Genomic DNA, 15508 nt, shown 5'->3' with positions numbered 1-15508 from the left:
CGCCCCCCTACATGGGGCGCACATGCCGCCCGATACGCTCACCTCCGCCGACGCGGCCAAAGAACCGCCCGTTCTCGATACGCTGAAGCGTTTCCTGCCCTATTTGTGGCCGGCGGGACATCGCGGGCACAAGGTTCGCATCATCGTCGCGGCGCTGATCGTGCTGGCGTCGAAAGGCGTCCAGCTGTCGATGGGGTTCCTCTATGGCGCCGCGATCGACCGGATGGCGCCGGGGATGGAGGCCGGCGTCGCGCTCGCGATCGGGCTGGTGCTCGCCTATGCCGGGGCCCGCTTTGCCGGGGTGCTCTTCGACAATTTGCGCAACGTCGTGTTCGAGCGCGTCGGACAGGATGCGACGCGCGAGCTGGCGATCGCGACCTTCGGCCACCTCCACGCGCTGAGCCTGCGTTTCCACCTTGCGCGGCGGACGGGCGAGGTCACCAAGGTGATCGAGCGCGGCACCAAGAGCATCGACACGATGCTGTATTTCCTGCTGTTCAACATCGCGCCGACGATCATCGAGCTGGCCGCGGTGCTGATCATCTTTTGGACCAAATTCAGTTTCGGGCTGGCGAGCGCGACCGCGTTGATGGTCGTCGTCTATATCATCTTCACGCGCAAGGTGACCGACTGGCGCAACGCGCTGCGCACGCGGATGAACGACCTCGACACGCTGACGATCGGGCGCAGCGTCGACAGCCTGCTCAATTACGAGACGGTCAAATATTTCGGCGCCGAGGACCGCGAGGCGGCGCGGTATCGCGACGTTGCCGACCAATATGCGCGCGCCGCAGTGAAGAGCGAGAACAGCCTGGCCTGGCTGAACATCGGGCAGAGCCTGATCACCAACGCCGCGCTGGCGGGGGCGATGGCTTATACGGTGTGGGGCTGGTCGACCGGCGAATATAAGGTTGGCGACGTCGTGCTGGTGAACACGTTGCTCGCCCAGCTGTTCCGCCCGCTCGACATGCTCGGCATGGTCTATCGCGTGATCCGCCAAGGGCTGATCGACATGGAGGCCATGTTCCGCCTGATCGACACGCCGCCGGAGATTTCGGATGCGCCGGGTGCGGCGGCGCTGGCGGTGAACGGCGGCGCGGTGGCGTTCGAGAATGTCGTCTTCGGGTACGAGCCCGACCGCACGATCCTGAACGGGGTGAGCTTTGCCGTCGGCGCGGGCGAGACGCTGGCGATCGTCGGGCCGTCGGGCGCGGGCAAATCGACGATCGCGCGGCTGCTGTTCCGCTTTTACGATCCGCAGGGCGGGCGGATCACAATCGACGGCCAGGATATTGCCCAGGTGACGCAAAAAAGCCTGCGCGCCGAAATCGGCATCGTTCCGCAGGACACGGTGCTGTTCAACGATTCCATCGGTTATAATATCGCCTATGGCCGCGCGGGCGCGGGCGCCGAGGACATTGCGGCGGCGGCCGAAGGCGCGGCGATCGACAGCTTCATCGCGCTGCTGCCGCAGGGCTATGACACCGAGGTCGGCGAACGCGGGCTGAAGCTGTCGGGCGGCGAGAAGCAGCGCGTCGCGATCGCGCGGACCTTGCTCAAGAATCCGCCGGTGCTGATCCTCGACGAAGCGACGAGCGCGCTCGACAGCCGCACCGAGGCGGCGATCCAGGATACGCTGGAGCGCATCGCGGCGCGGCGCACAACGCTGGTAATCGCGCACCGCCTGTCGACGGTGACGGACGCCGACCGCATCATCGTGCTCGACAAGGGGCGCGTCGCCGAGACGGGCACGCACGACGAGCTGCTGCGGATGCGCGGGCTCTACGCCGACATGTGGGCGCGGCAGCAGGCGGAGAAGGAAGAGGGGACGGTTTAGGCGGGCGGCGGCGTCTCGGCCTCGCCCGTGGGCGCTTCGTCTTCGGCTTCTTCCAGACTCTCGCCGGTCTCGTCCACTGGCGGTTCAAGCGCGGCGTTCCGTCCAAAACCCATGGTGGCAAGCACGCCGTCGCGGCGGACGAAGCCGTGGACCAGCGCGGCGGTCAGATGGCCGAGGATGAGCGCGAAGAGGGCGAAGGCGGCGAGCGCATGGAGTTCGCGGAGCAGGCCGAAAGCGAGCGCGCCGGGCGGCAGGATCGGCGGCAGGACCAGTCCCGCGCCGAGGCGGACCGGGTAGCTGCCCGCCGACAGCATCGCCCAGCCGATCAGCGGTAGCCCGATCATCGCGAGGTAGAGCAGGATATGCGATGCGCGCGCCACCCTGGCCTGCGCGCGCGGCAGGTCGCCCGGCAGCGGGGGGGCGCGCGTGCCGAAACGGATCGCGAGCCGGATACACGCGAGCAGCAGGATCGCGATCCCGAGTGGGCGGTGCAGCGCGAGCAAGGCGCTATAGGCAGGGCCGGCGGTCGAGACCATCGCGACGCCGATAAACAGCATCGCGATGATCAGCGCCGCCGTCGTCCAGTGGAGCAGTCGGATCGCGAGCGCGAAGCGGTCGGGCAACATCAACCTCCTCCCTGTGTCAGTTTCTTGCCGACCGCGCTCGGTCCCGGCGTCTCGACCGCGCGTCGCCGGAACGAGGCGGCGTAAGCGGCCGATCTTGCGGCGAGCAGCGGGTCGTCCGACAGTGCAACGCCGTCGGGCAGGATCGTCGGGTCGAAGGTGATGTCGCGGCACGCGCCCCGTTCTTCGGGCTGGGCCGCGGTGAGGGTGAGCGTACCCGCCTCGACCGTCCGCCGTCCGGCGGGCCACGGCACCGTCGCGTCGTCGGTGGCGTCTTCCGGCGCGGCGAGCGTCACGATCATGCGCCAGCGCAGCGGTCCGCGGGCGAGGCGTTCGCTGAGATCGTCGAACAGGAAGTCCTGCGGCAGACGCGCAAGCGCCGCCTTGTCGAGCGCGCCAAACGACGCCTCGGGCTCGAACGCCCAGCGAACGACGCGCGACGTGCCCGTCTGGTCGATGAGGCGAAAGGCATTAATGCTGAAATAGGTGCCGTTCGCGAAGCTGTCGGGGAGCGGCGCGGCAGCGATATAATCCTGATAGGCGCGCGTTTCGGGATGGACGGCGAGATAGGCTTTCATCGCGGCGGGATCGGGCTTGCCGGTCGCGGGATCGACGCGCGACGCGCGCTGGAGCGCGGCGAAGGCCTGCGGCGTGGCGACAGGAAAGATCGGCACATGGTCCATCGCCATGCGCCAGATCTGGCTATCGGGGCCGGTCAGTTGCAGCGCCAGCGCGTGAAAGACATTGCGCCCGTCGGTCGCGAAAGGGTTGCCCCCCCCGGTCGAAAAACGCCCGATCACCGGATAGCGTCCGGTGGCAAACAGGCGCGCCCGCGACAGCGGCGCCGCTTTACCGGACGCCGTGAAATACCCTGTGATGCACACGCCCTTCGCATGGGCGCGCCGATAGCCTTCGTGGCGCCCGGCGTTGAATTCGATCGCATCGACGACGGTGCTGCCGCCAAGGCGCGGCGCACCGACCCAGCCGCCCGCCCAAGCGAAACCGGCGATCAAGGCGAGCGGAACCGCCGAAATTGCGGCGGCGGTGAGAAGCGATGCGCGGGTTTTGGTCAAACGGCTGTCCTTGAGGAGCCGGCCACGCGCAAGGCGACGCCGGGCGGCTGTCCTGACGCGCTTCGCACCCAGTGGACGATAGGTTACGCCATAGCGTGAATTTACCGCTCCGCCGCCTGTCGCCGTCCGCGGAAGCGAGACAAAAGAGTTTGACACGGGCCAATGATTTGATATTTCCACGATTATCGAATCATGGAGGCTGCGATGGAGTCCGAACTCGTTATCCGCGCGCTCGGCGCGCTTGCGCAGGAGCATCGGCTGGCGCTGTTCCGGCTGCTCGTGCAGGCGGGGCCCGAGGGGCTTGCGGCGGGGGCGATTGCCGAGGCGCTGGGGGTGCCGGCGTCGTCGCTGTCCTTCCACCTTGCCCAGCTGACGAACGCGGGGCTGATCGCGCAGCGGCGTGACGGGCGCTCGCTCATCTATTCGGCCGACTATGCCGCGATGAACGCGCTCGTCGGCTTCCTTATGGAAAATTGCTGCGGGGGCGCCGCCTGTGCGCCGACCGCCGCCTGTGTTGTCGAACCGAAAGACGAAAGGAAAAGCGCATGAGCCGGTTTCACATGCACGTCGGAGTCGCCGACCTGGGCAAGTCGATCGCCTTCTACAGCGGACTGTTCGGCGCCGCGCCGAGCGTGACCAAGCCCGACTATGCGAAATGGATGCTCGACGATCCGCGGATCAATTTCGCGATTTCGGTGCGCGAGGGCGCGCATCGCGGGATCGAGCATGTCGGGTTGCAGGTCGAGGACGAAGCCGAACTGGCGGCGGTCTATGGCCGACTGAAGGATGCCGGGGCGCCGGTGCTGGAGGAAGGCGCGACGACCTGTTGCTACGCGACATCGGAAAAGAGCTGGATCGCCGACCCCGACGGAGTGGTGTGGGAAGCCTTTCTGACCAACGGCGAATCGACCGTCTATGGCGACAGCCCCGATTTCGCGCCGCTGGCGTCGGACAAGGCCGCCGAAGGCGCCTGCTGTGTGCCGACCATGCCCCAGCAAGCGGCACCCAAAGTCGGCTGTTGATATGGCGGCGGGCGAGGGGCTGGCCGTGCTGGTGCTGTGCACCGGCAATTCGGCGCGCAGCATTTTGGGCGAGGCGCTGGTCGGGCGGATGGGCGAAGGGCGGCTGACCGCGTTCAGCGCGGGGAGCAAGCCCAAGGGCGTGCCGCATCCGGCGGCGCTTCGGCTGCTCGGTGCGAAGGGCTTTGACGTGACGGCATTCCGGTCGAAAAGCTGGGACGTGTTCGCCGCGCCGGGGGCACCGCGCATCGACATCGCGATCACCGTGTGCGGCAATGCCGCGGGCGAGGCGTGCCCGCTGTTCACCGGCGCGCCGGTGCGCGCGCATTGGGGGCTTGCCGATCCTGCCGATGTGACGGGCGATGCGGCGGCCGAGGATGCCGCGTTCGCCGAAACCTGGCGACTGCTCGAAATGCGGGTCGCGGCGATGCTCGCGCTGCCGCTCGAAACCATGACGCCGACCGAGCGTCGCGATGCGCTGAACGCTATTGGCGCGATGGAAGGGGCCGCCTGACATGCAACGCCGCCGCCTCGGTTTTCTCGACCGTTACCTCACGCTGTGGATTTTCCTGGCGATGGCGCTGGGGGTTGCGCTGGGGGTTCTTTTTCCCGCGCTGCCTGCACGGATCGACGCGATGAGCGCGGGCACCACCAATATCCCGATCGCGATCGGGCTGATCCTGATGATGTATCCACCACTCGCGCGGGTGCGTTATTCCGCGCTGCCGCAGGTGTTCGAGGATCGCCGTGTGCTGTTGCTGTCGCTGGTCCAGAACTGGCTGATCGGCCCGGTGCTGATGTTCATTCTCGCGGTGATCTTTCTGCGCGACGAGCTCGCCTATATGACCGGCGTCATCCTGATCGGACTCGCGCGCTGCATCGCGATGGTGCTCGTTTGGAACCAGTTGGCGCGGGGCGACAATCAATATGTCGCGGCGCTGGTCGCGTTCAATTCGCTGTTCCAGATCCTGTTTTTCAGCGCCTATGCCTGGTTCTTCCTGACCTTTCTGCCGCCGCTGATCGGGTTGGAGGGGCAGCTTGTCGCCATCGATACCTGGATGATCGCAGAGGCGGTGCTGATCTATCTGGGCATTCCCTTCCTCGCCGGTTTCCTGACCCGCACCCTGCTGGTGCGGACAAAGGGCGAGGCGTGGTATGAAACGCGCTTTCTGCCGCGGATCGCACCGATCACGCTGGTCGCGCTGCTGTTCACCATCGTCGCGATGTTCAGCCTGAAGGGCGGCGAAATCCTGACGCTGCCGTTCGACGCGATGCGTATCGCGATTCCGCTGACGATCTATTTCGTCCTGCAATTTGTCATCAGCTTTGCAATGGGCAAGTGGATCGCCGCCGATTATCCCCGCACCACCGCGGTTGCCTTTACCGCCGCGGGCAATAATTTCGAGCTGGCGATCGCGGTTGCCATCGCGGCGTTCGGGCTGGCGTCGCCGGTCGCATTCGCCGCCGTCATCGGCCCGCTGGTCGAAGTGCCGGTGCTGATCATGCTCGTCAACCTGGCCTTCTGGTTCGGGCGACGCTGGTTTTCGGACAGTGTGCCGCGCGATGGCTGAGGTTTTTGCCGCGCAATGGGTTGCGTTGGGTTGACCCCCGGCGCCTCCGCCCCCTAGGCGTCGATCATGCCGCACGACACCAGCCTGATCGGAACCATCGTCGCCGGTCTGGGCGTCGCCTTTCTGATGGGGGCGCTCGCGCACCGGCTCCGCATCTCTCCGATTGCCGGATATCTGCTGGCAGGCGTACTCGTCGGGCCGTTTACGCCGGGGTTCGTCGCCGATACGGGACTTGCCCTGCAACTGGCCGAGATCGGCGTGATCCTGCTGATGTTCGGGGTGGGCTTGCATTTTTCGCTGAAAGACCTGCTTTCGGTGCGCCGGATCGCGGTGCCGGGGGCGATCCTGCAGATCGCCGTCGCGACCGCGCTCGGCACCATGCTGGGGCTGTGGCTCGGCTGGTCGGTGGCGGGCAGCGTCGTGTTCGGGCTGGCGCTGTCGGTCGCGTCGACCGTCGTGCTGCTGCGCGCGTTGCAGGCACGCAACATGGTCGAAACCGAAAAGGGACGGATCGCCGTCGGCTGGCTGATCGTCGAGGATCTGGTGATGGTGCTCGCGCTCGTGCTGCTGCCTGCCTTGTTCGGCGATCGCGGCGATGAGGGGGGCGGCGCGGGGGTGTTGCAGTCGGCGGGAGTCGTGCTGGTCAAGGTCGTCGGCTTCGTCGCCTTCATGTTCCTGATCGCGCGGCGCGTGCTGCCCTGGGTGCTGCACTGGGTCGCCCATTCGGGATCGCGCGAATTGTTCCGCCTTGCGGTGCTCGCCATCGCGCTGGGGGTGGCGTTCGGCGCGGCGGTGATTTTTGACGTGAGCTTTGCCCTTGGCGCCTTTTTTGCGGGGATGATCCTGGGCGAAACGCAGCTGAGCCGCCGCGCGGCGGAAGAGACGCTGCCGCTGCGGGACGCGTTTGCGGTGCTGTTCTTTGTGTCGGTCGGGATGCTGTTCGACCCCAAGGTGCTGATCGAGCAGCCGATGCCGGTGATCGCCACGGTGGCGATCATCGTCGCCGGCAAGTCATTTGCCGCCTTCGCGCTCGTCCGCGCCTTCGGCCACAAGTCGCAGACCGCGCTGACGATTTCGGTCAGCCTGGCCCAGATCGGCGAATTTTCGTTCATCCTGGCGGGGCTCGGCGTCGGGCTGAACGTGCTGCCCGAAACGGGGCGCGACCTGATCCTCGCCGGTTCGCTGTTGTCGATCCTGCTCAACCCGATCCTGTTCACGCTGGCGGTGAAACGCATCCGCGCCGACGAACCGGCGGGCGAAGCGCCCCGTGACGTGGAGGAGGAGGTGCCCGCGTGCAACGCCGGCGTCGTCCTGATCGGCTATGGCCGCGTCGGCAGCCACATCGGCAGCCTGATCTGTGGCCGCGGCGAGGGGCTGACGGTGATCGAGGACCAGAAGGATATGGCGGCGGCGGCGCGCGCGGCGGGCGCCACGGTGATCGTCGGCGACGCGACGAAGGAAAGCGTCCTGCGGCAGGCCGGGATCGACGAGGCGTCGACGCTGTTGATCGCGATCCCCGAAGGCGTCGAGGCGGGGGCGATCGTCCGGCGGGCGCGGGCGATCAATCCGAAGCTGGTCATCGTCGCGCGGGCGCATTCGGACGAGGAAGTGACCGACCTGGTGCGCCGCGGCGCCGACCATGTCGTGATGGCCGAGCGCGAAACCGCGTCGCGAATGGCCGAACGAGCGATGCTGACCTTGGCTTAATCCCAATTTTCGTCGTCCCGCTTTCGCGGGGACGACGAGGTTGGTTTGTTGTCCGTTTGGACGAGACCGGGGCTTCCCTCTCCTCCGCATCCGCCCTATCGCCCATCGACAATGTCCGCCGACGCTCTCCTCCCGCTCCTGAAATCCACCTTCGGTTTCGATGCCTTTCGCGGGCGTCAGGGCGAGGTTGTCGATCGTGTGATGGCGGGTGCGCGGACGCTGGCGGTTATGCCGACCGGGGCGGGCAAGTCGCTGACCTATCAACTGCCCGCGGTCGCGCTGAACGGCTGCGTCATTGTCGTGTCGCCGCTGATCGCGCTGATGCATGACCAGTTGCGCGGCGCGCGCGCCGCGGGGATTCGCGCCGCGTCGCTGACCAGCGTCGACGCCGATTGGGCCGACACGCGGCAGGCGTATCGCGACGGCAATCTGGACCTGCTCTACGTTGCGCCGGAGCGGGCGACGGGCGAGGGGTTCCGAAGCCTTTTGGAAGCGCAGACGCCCGCGCTGTTCGCGATCGACGAGGCGCATTGCGTCAGCGAATGGGGGCATGACTTTCGCCCCGATTACCGATTGCTGCGGCCGTTGCTCGATGCCTTTGCCGCGGTGCCGCGACTGGCGCTCACGGCAACGGCCGACAAGCACACGCGCGAGGATATCCTTGTCCAGCTAGGCATCCCGGCCGACGGGCTGATCCTGGCGGGGTTCGACCGGCCGAACATCCGTTATGCGGTCCGCCCGCGCGTCAGCCCGGCGAAGCAGCTTGTCGAATTTATCGCGGCGAATCCGGGGCCGGGGATCGTCTATGCCCCGACGCGCAATGGCACCGAGCGGCTGGCCGAGCAGATCGCGGCGGCGACGGGGCGGAAGGTCGCGGCCTATCACGCCGGCCTCGACCCCGAACGGCGCGCGGCGGTGCAGCATGATTTCGTGGCGTCGGAGGACGGCATCGTCACCGCGACGGTCGCTTTTGGCATGGGGATCGACAAGCCCGACGTGCGCTTCGTCGCCCACGCCGGGCTGCCGAAATCGATCGAAAGCTATTATCAGGAAACCGGGCGCGCGGGCCGCGATGGCGACCCCGCCGAAGCGATGATGCTGTGGGGTGCCGACGATTTTGCGCGCGCGCGGATGCGATTGTCCGAATTGCCCGAAGCGCGCGTCGCGGGCGAACGGGTGCGGCTCAATGCGCTGGCGGCGCTGGTCGAGACGGTCGAATGCCGCCGCGCGCTTTTGCTGCGCCATTTCGGCGAAAATCCGCCCGAGCGTTGCGGCAATTGCGATAATTGCCTCGACCCCGCGGCGCAGGTCGATGCGACGGTTCTCGCGCAGAAATTGCTTTCGGCCGTCTATCGGACCGGACAAAGCTTTGGCGTCGGGCATATCGAGGCGGTGCTGACCGGACGCAGCGACGAACGTATCGCGGCGCGCGGGCACGACAAATTGTCGGTGTTCGGGATCGTTGCGGGCGAAGAGGCGCGGCTGATCAAGCCGCTGGTGCGGTCGCTGATGGCGCGCGAGGCGCTCGATACGACCGAACATGGCGGGCTGATGCTCGGCCCCGCAGCGCGCGCGATGATGAAGGGCGAAGCGCCGGTCCTGATGGCCGAACCGCCGGTGAAGCGGACGCAAAGGGCGGGGCGCGGCGGCGCGAGCGCCACGCCGAACCCGGTCGGCGATCCGCTGTTCGATGCCCTGCGCGCGATGCGCCGCGAGCTGGCGGTCGAGGCCGGGGTGCCGCCCTATGTGATCTTTCACGACGCGGTGCTGCGCGCGATGGCGAGCGAGCGGCCGGCGACGCGGAGCGCGCTCGCCGACATCCCCGGCGTCGGCGGCAAGAAGCTGGAGGCATGGGGCGACGCATTCCTGAACGTCATCCGGCAATATTGATCGTCTGGTAACGACCGGAAGCGGCCATTTTTCTTCGTCATCCCGGACTTGATCCGGGATCCATCACGGCGCTGAAGTCATGGACCCCGGATCAAGTCCGGGGTGACGAGAGGGCGGAGGGAACGTCCGCTCCCCACCCCCAAATCGCCCGCCTTGGATTGGCTGGCACCTTCACGCTTGTCAGCAAGTGCGCGGCGGGAGTAGATCGCGGGCATGAGCGATTTTCTGACCCTGTCCGCCGACTATAGCGTCGCCCCGCAAATCAGCATCGAGGATGTGGCCGAAGCGAAAGCGACGGGCTTTGCGATGCTGATCAACAACCGCCCCGATGGCGAAGATCCGTCGGCGCCGCAGGGCGACGAAATCGCCCATGCGGCGGCGGCCGAGGGGCTGGCGTATGCGGCAATCCCGATCGGCCATGCGGGTTTCAGTCATGCGCAGATCGACGCGCTCGACACATTGATGCGCGACGCGACGGGGCCGATCCTGGCCTATTGCCGTTCGGGGACGCGCTCGACGCATTTGTGGGCGCTGGCGCGCGCGCGCGCCGGCGACGATGTCGCCGGCATCGTCGAAGCCGCGGCGAACGCGGGCTATGACCTGAGCGGGCTGCGCCCGATGCTGGACGCGCTCGCGGGGGAAAAATGAACCAGGCCGAGCTGATCCAGCTTGGTGCGTCGCTGGCCGCGGTGCTGTTCGTCGCCTGGCTGGTCGGCAAGGTCGGGCTGGGCGCCGATCCGCGCATCGAGGATGCCGGCCATGCGATCCGGCTCGCCGAAGAGGCCGAGGCCGGTTTCAAGGGTGTTGAGGTCGCGCGCGACCGGGCGGGCTTCGCTGCGATCGTGCAAAATGCCGAGGGGCGGATGATGCTGGTGCGCGCGCACGGCAATTTTTTTGCCGCGCGCCCCGTCGATGCCAGCGTCGAAGGGCGGCTCGACAAGGATTTCCTGACGCTGACGATGCCGGAGCGGACATTCGGCGCGGTGACGCTGCAACTGGGGAAGGATGCCGGCGTGTGGGCCAGCCGGATGCGGGAGTTCAGCCGTGGATAAATTGCCCGATCCCGTGACCTATGCGGTGCCTGCGTTCATTCTGCTGCTGATCGCCGAAATGATCGTCTCGCTGCGCAAGGACAGGAGCCGGTACGAAGCGCGTGATACGCTGACCTCGCTGATGCTGGGCACGGTCAGCCAGGTCGCGGGCGCGTTGGTCGGCGCGGCGGTGATCGGCATGGCGGTGTTTGTGTATCAGTATCGCCTGTTCGACATCGGGATCGAGTTTTCCCAATGGTGGTGGGCGTGGATCCTCTGCTTCTTTCTCGACGACCTTGCCTATTATGCCTTTCACCGCAGCGCCCACCGCGTGCGCTGGTTCTGGGCGAGCCATGTCATCCATCACAGCTCGCAGCATTATAATCTGTCGACCGCTCTCAGGCAGACATGGACAGGTTTTTTCAGCCTGACCTTCCTGTTCCGGCTGCCCTTGTTCCTGATCGGCTTTCCGCCCGCGATGGTGTTCTTTTGCGCCGGGCTGAACCTGATCTACCAATTCTGGATCCATACCGAGGCGATCAAGCGACTGCCCAAATGGTTCGAGGCGGTGATGAACACCCCGTCGCACCACCGCGTCCATCACGGCGTGAACCCGCGCTATCTCGACGCCAATTATGCGGGCGTGTTCATCATCTGGGACAAGATGTTCGGCAGCTTCGTCGCCGAGCGCGACGACGAGCCGGTGCGTTACGGCATCGTCAAGCAGCTCGGCAGTTTCAACATAGTGTGGGCCGCGGTGCATGAATGGGTCGGTATCGCCAAGGATGTGTGGACCGCGCCGTGGAAGCACAAGCTGGACTATATGTGGCGCGAGCCGGGCTGGAGCCACGACGGCAGCCGCGCGACGAGTGCGATGATCAAGGAACGCTGGGCGGCGGGGCGCGCGAGCGGGGACGCGGCGGAGTGAGCAGGTGGAGCCCGCCGCGCGGGATCGCGCAGTGGCGGCATTGGGATGCAGTGGCCTTTTGTGCGGGAGCGGTTCCCTTGCTGGTGCTCGCGCTTTTCTATGCCGAAGCCGCGCCAGCAGCCCTCGATACGGCGCTGCTGGTCATTTCGCTTCTGGTCTATCCGGTCGCGGCTTTCTTCGCCTGGCGCCAGCGCGACGGTCGGCTCGCGGCGGCGGGCGCCCTGCTTCTGCTGCTGGCCGTGCTGATCGCGTCGCCGATGATCCTGCTGTTGGCTGCGTGCCTGATGGGCGATTGCATCTGACCGGCGCGGGCCGATGCCCCCTTGCCTCGCGCTTTAATGACATTCATGTAAGTCGCGATTGACCACCGAAGCGGTGGCGAGGGGAGCGGCGGATATGGATCAGTTCGACATCATCGTTATCGGCGGCGGCAGCGCCGGGAGCGCGGCGGCGGGGCGGCTCGCCGAGGACGGCACGCGGACGGTCTGTCTGATCGAGGCGGGCGGCACCAACGACATCGTGCGCGTCAAGACACCGGGCTTCATGCCCTTCATCCCCAAATCGTCGAACTATCGTTATGACACGGTGCCGCAAAAGGGGTTGAACGGGCGCACTGGATATCAGCCGCGGGGGCGCGGGCTGGGCGGGTCGAGTGCGATCAACGCGATGGTCTATATTCGCGGCCACCAGTTCGATTACGACCAGTGGGCCGCGCTCGGCGCGAGCGGGTGGAGCTATGCCGATGTGCTGCCTTACTTCAAGCGCAGCGAGGGCAATGAGCGTGGCGGCGATGAATTTCATGGCGCCGACGGGCCGCTGAACGTCATGGACCAGCGCTGGCCCAATGTGACGAGCCGCCGCTTCGTCGAGAGCGCGGCGGCGCTGCAACTGCCGCGCACGGCCGATTTCAACCAGCCGAACAATGAAGGCTTTGGCGTGTATCAGGTGACGCAAAAGGCCGGTGAACGCTGGTCGGCGGCGTGTGCCTATGTCGAGCCGCTGCGCGGCCGCGCCAATTTCACGATCCGCACCGGCGCGCTGGTCGAAAAGATCGTCGTCGAAAATGGGCGCGCGGCGGGGGTGGTGATCCGGCGCGGGCGAAGCCGCGAGACGCTGCGCGCGCGGGGCGGCGTCATATTGTCGGCAGGGGCGTTCGGCAGCCCACAGATATTGATGCTGTCGGGGATCGGGCCGGGCGCGCATCTGAAGCAAATGGGAGTCGATGTCGTCGCCGATCGCGCCGGGGTGGGCGCCGATTTGCAGGACCATATCGATTATGTGTCGAGTTGGGAGACGCGCTCGACCGAACCGTTCGGCGACAGTTTCGGCGGCAGTTGGCGGATGGTGAAGGCGATTTTCGAGCATCGCACGAAACGCAGCGGGATCATGACGACCTGTTTCGCCGAGGCGGGCGGTTTCTGGAAGTCGCACCCCGACCTGCCCGCACCCGATATCCAATATCATTTTGTGCCCGCGATGCTGGAGGATCATGGACGCACCAAGGTGAAAGGGCATGGCTTTTCGTGCCACGCCTGCGTGCTGCGCCCCGAAAGCCGCGGGACGGTGCGGCTCGCGTCGGCCGATGCCGCCGCAGCGCCCGCGATTGACCCCGGCTTTCTGACCGACCTGCGCGATATGGCGACGCTCCGCGCGGGGGTACGGATGATGCACCGTATCGCCGCCGCGCCGCCGCTGTCGGATTATCAGGGGGTCGATCGGCATCCGGTGAACCTGGATGACGATGCCGCGCTCGATGCGCTGATCCGGTCGCGCGCCGACACCGTCTATCACCCCGTCGGGACGTGCCGGATGGGGAGTGACGCCGACGCGGTGGTCGATCCGACGCTGAAGGCGAACGGGATCGACGGGCTGTGGGTCGCCGACGCGAGCATCATGCCGAGGCTGGTCAGCGGCAACACCAACGCGCCGAGCATCATGATCGGTGAACGCGCGGCGGATTTTGTGAAGGCGGCTTTGCGTTAAGGCACGAGAGCTACAAACAAGCCTCCGCCAACAATCGCCCGCTCCGCGTCAAATCATAGCGACTCGTCGGCGGTCGTCCATCGACCAGCTGGCGCTGCACCAACCCGTGCGTTCCCAGCGCCGTCAGTCCCTGCGACAATGCCCGCGGTGTGGCGGGGGCGAGCCAGCGTGACAGGGCGTTGAAGCGGTCGTGCCCGGCGCCGATCCCGGCGACCAGCGGCAATCCCCAGCGCGTTGCAGCGGCGGGCGGCATCCCGATCGCACGCTGCGCGTCGGCAATCGCCGCGGCGCGCGCGGCAGCGGCGGCGCCCGCTTCGGTCAGCCTATATTCGGGGCGCAGCGGGTGGCCGTGGCCGGGGTTGCGCGCAACCCAGCCGATCGCGGCGGCGGCATCGAGGGTGCGCGCCAGGCTGTCGCGGGATAGTCCCAGCCGGTGGATCAGTTCGACGAAGCGCGCGCCGCGATGCGCCGCGAGATCGGCGAGCAGCGGGATCAGCCAGCGGTGGCTGCCAAGCTGAAGCAGCAGCGGATCGGGCGTCCTTGACGGCATTTGCTAGTAACTATACAAACCGGACTATAGGTGCAAGCGCCTTGGATTCCCGAGCATCGTCATTGCGAGCGAAGCGAAGCAATCCAGAGCGGGTTTGCGCCTGCTGTGGGTTGCCGCGTCGCCCCGGATCAGGTCCGGGGCTCCCTGCAACGAAGAAGGCAAGGGCGAGATACGCGGGTTTCGCAAAGGGAGGAAAACATGGCACTCGAAATCGGTTCCGAACTAACCTGTTCGATGGGGGTCACCGACATGGCAGCGTCGATCGCCTGGTATGAACGGGTCATGCAGTGCCAATTGCTCTATCGCGCCGACGAGATCGGCTGGTGCGAACTGGCGACGCCGATGGGCGGGGTGAACATCGGGCTGAGCGAGGTCGAAAGCGTCGTGCAGGGCGGCGGCGCGACCAATGTGTTCGAGGTCGCCGACATCGACGCGGCGAAGGCACATCTCGATGCGGAGGGGGTGCGGCAGGACGGCGACATCCTGCATATCCCGGGACTGGTGAAGCTGATCACCTTTTACGATCCCGACGGCAATGCCTTCATGTTTTCGCGGTCGGAAGCGGCGGCATGACGGCGCGCTGGGGCGTCGCGGCGCTGCTGGCGGTCGCGGCCCCCGCTGCGGCGCAAGACGCCGTGCCCTCGCTCGCCGCCTGGCACGGGACGTGGATCGGCGAAGGGACCGCGTTCGGCAGGGCGGCGACCGCAACGCTGATCATCAAGGGCGCGCCCGATGGCGGCGCCACCGCGCTCGCCTATCGGCTGATGGTCCCCGGAACGCCGCCGATCGACTATGCGGCCGAGGCGATTTATCGCGTCGATGCCAAGGGCCGCGTGCGCGGCAGCTGGACCGACAATGGCGGTCGGACCCGGCCGATCGGCGGGCGTGTTGCCGGGTCGGAATGGCACAATATTTGGGGCAGCGCCGACGTCGAGATCGGCCGGTCGACCTATGACCTGGAAGCCGATGGAACGCTGGTCGTGCGCGATTCGGTTTTGCGGGATGACGGCGGCTGGCGCGTCTTTTCCGTGCTGCGCTATCGCCGCAACAACGGCTGAAATCGGGCATTTTTCAAGCGTGCTTATGCTGCGCACAAAAAAAGAGGGCCGGAACTTTCGTCCCGGCCCAGCCTTTCAGGCTCTCCCCTCCTGAAACTGTTGACGCAATGAATGCCATATTAATGTCATGTTGAAAAGGGCAAAATTGCGGCAGTGCTGCACAAAATTTGTGCAGCATTTCAAACCCGGGAAGGAGCGCGCGCGGTGGCGCCCGCCCCTTCCCGGTGATGGTCAGAAT

General features: G+C 66.5%; 18 protein-coding genes. 14 read left to right on the top strand and 4 right to left on the bottom strand.

Translation table 11 applies throughout. The features are described 5' to 3' along the window. Positions 1-22: 22 nt before the first annotated feature. Entirely contained in the window at positions 23-1837 is a 1815-nt protein-coding gene (locus tag A3E77_RS12835; RefSeq protein ID WP_293646532.1) for an ABCB family ABC transporter ATP-binding protein/permease, read from the top strand. On the opposite strand, the gene A3E77_RS12830 is transcribed toward A3E77_RS12835, so the two are convergent. Together A3E77_RS12830 and A3E77_RS12825 are read right to left on the bottom strand one after the other, a co-directional pair. Then, complete coding sequence (locus A3E77_RS12830) at positions 1834-2463, bottom strand: cytochrome b (RefSeq protein ID WP_293646530.1); 630 nt, start codon at positions 2461-2463, stop codon at positions 1834-1836. The two genes, A3E77_RS12835 and A3E77_RS12830, sit on opposite strands and share 4 nt — an antisense overlap. Then, complete coding sequence (locus A3E77_RS12825) at positions 2463-3533, bottom strand: catalase family peroxidase (protein WP_293646528.1); 1071 nt, start codon at positions 3531-3533, stop codon at positions 2463-2465. The genes A3E77_RS12830 and A3E77_RS12825 overlap by 1 nt, the downstream gene beginning before the upstream one ends. A gap of 204 nt (positions 3534-3737) precedes the next feature. On the opposite strand from A3E77_RS12825, the gene A3E77_RS12820 reads away from it, so the two are divergent. The 11 genes from A3E77_RS12820 (at position 3738) to A3E77_RS12770 (ending at position 13662) form a co-directional block, all read left to right on the top strand. After that, a complete protein-coding gene (locus A3E77_RS12820) occupies positions 3738-4082 on the top strand; it encodes an ArsR/SmtB family transcription factor (RefSeq protein WP_293646526.1) in 345 nt (114 codons plus the stop codon). Then, on the top strand, positions 4079-4555 hold the full coding sequence (locus A3E77_RS12815) for an ArsI/CadI family heavy metal resistance metalloenzyme (protein WP_293646524.1): 477 nt from the start codon (positions 4079-4081) through the stop codon (positions 4553-4555). Before A3E77_RS12820 ends, A3E77_RS12815 begins: the two co-directional genes overlap by 4 nt. Position 4556: 1 nt before the next feature. Then, on the top strand, positions 4557-5066 hold the full coding sequence (locus A3E77_RS12810; RefSeq protein WP_293646522.1) for an arsenate reductase ArsC: 510 nt from the start codon (positions 4557-4559) through the stop codon (positions 5064-5066). 1 nt (position 5067) lies between these two features. Beyond that, complete coding sequence (gene arsB / locus A3E77_RS12805) at positions 5068-6123, top strand: ACR3 family arsenite efflux transporter (protein WP_293646520.1); 1056 nt, start codon at positions 5068-5070, stop codon at positions 6121-6123. A 66-nt stretch (positions 6124-6189) separates the two neighbouring features. Beyond that, the gene (locus A3E77_RS12800) at positions 6190-7830 is read left to right on the top strand and encodes a cation:proton antiporter domain-containing protein (RefSeq protein ID WP_293646518.1); all 1641 of its coding nucleotides are present in this window, start codon (positions 6190-6192) and stop codon (positions 7828-7830) included. A 111-nt stretch (positions 7831-7941) separates the two neighbouring features. Next, positions 7942-9720: a DNA helicase RecQ gene (gene recQ, locus A3E77_RS12795; RefSeq protein ID WP_293646516.1), complete on the top strand. Its 1779-nt coding sequence runs from the start codon at positions 7942-7944 to the stop codon at positions 9718-9720. Between the two features lie 213 nt (positions 9721-9933). Then, positions 9934-10368: a TIGR01244 family sulfur transferase gene (locus A3E77_RS12790; RefSeq protein ID WP_293646514.1), complete on the top strand. Its 435-nt coding sequence runs from the start codon at positions 9934-9936 to the stop codon at positions 10366-10368. Further along, entirely contained in the window at positions 10365-10772 is a 408-nt protein-coding gene (locus A3E77_RS12785) for a hypothetical protein (RefSeq protein WP_293646512.1), read from the top strand. The genes A3E77_RS12790 and A3E77_RS12785 overlap by 4 nt, the downstream gene beginning before the upstream one ends. Next, positions 10765-11679 carry a sterol desaturase family protein gene (locus A3E77_RS12780; protein WP_293646510.1) on the top strand — a complete coding sequence of 305 codons (915 nt, stop codon included), beginning with the start codon at positions 10765-10767 and terminating at the stop codon, positions 11677-11679. Before A3E77_RS12785 ends, A3E77_RS12780 begins: the two co-directional genes overlap by 8 nt. Next, entirely contained in the window at positions 11676-11981 is a 306-nt protein-coding gene (locus A3E77_RS12775) for a hypothetical protein (protein WP_293646508.1), read from the top strand. Before A3E77_RS12780 ends, A3E77_RS12775 begins: the two co-directional genes overlap by 4 nt. A 94-nt stretch (positions 11982-12075) precedes the next feature. Then, positions 12076-13662 carry a GMC family oxidoreductase gene (locus A3E77_RS12770; RefSeq protein WP_293646506.1) on the top strand — a complete coding sequence of 529 codons (1587 nt, stop codon included), beginning with the start codon at positions 12076-12078 and terminating at the stop codon, positions 13660-13662. Between the two features lie 10 nt (positions 13663-13672). On the opposite strand, the gene A3E77_RS12765 is transcribed toward A3E77_RS12770, so the two are convergent. Then, a complete protein-coding gene (locus A3E77_RS12765) occupies positions 13673-14212 on the bottom strand; it encodes a winged helix-turn-helix transcriptional regulator (protein WP_293646504.1) in 540 nt (179 codons plus the stop codon). Positions 14213-14410: 198 nt separating this feature from the next. Between A3E77_RS12765 and A3E77_RS12760 the strand changes: the two genes are divergently transcribed. Together A3E77_RS12760 and A3E77_RS12755 are read left to right on the top strand one after the other, a co-directional pair. Beyond that, the gene (locus A3E77_RS12760; RefSeq protein WP_293646502.1) at positions 14411-14785 is read left to right on the top strand and encodes a VOC family protein; all 375 of its coding nucleotides are present in this window, start codon (positions 14411-14413) and stop codon (positions 14783-14785) included. Then, complete coding sequence (locus A3E77_RS12755) at positions 14782-15270, top strand: hypothetical protein (protein WP_293646500.1); 489 nt, start codon at positions 14782-14784, stop codon at positions 15268-15270. Before A3E77_RS12760 ends, A3E77_RS12755 begins: the two co-directional genes overlap by 4 nt. Positions 15271-15283: 13 nt before the next feature. Here the strand turns inward: A3E77_RS12755 and A3E77_RS12750 are convergent. Next, a partial coding sequence (locus A3E77_RS12750) for a hypothetical protein (RefSeq protein WP_293646498.1) occupies positions 15284-15508 on the bottom strand: 225 nt, incomplete at its 5' end.

The sequence above is a fragment of the Sphingopyxis sp. RIFCSPHIGHO2_12_FULL_65_19 genome (genome assembly GCF_001830555.1).
Taxonomy (GTDB): Bacteria; Pseudomonadota; Alphaproteobacteria; order Sphingomonadales; family Sphingomonadaceae; genus Sphingopyxis.
Note: the sequence above shows the minus strand (reverse complement) of the source record. Positions and strands in the feature narration are given on the sequence as shown.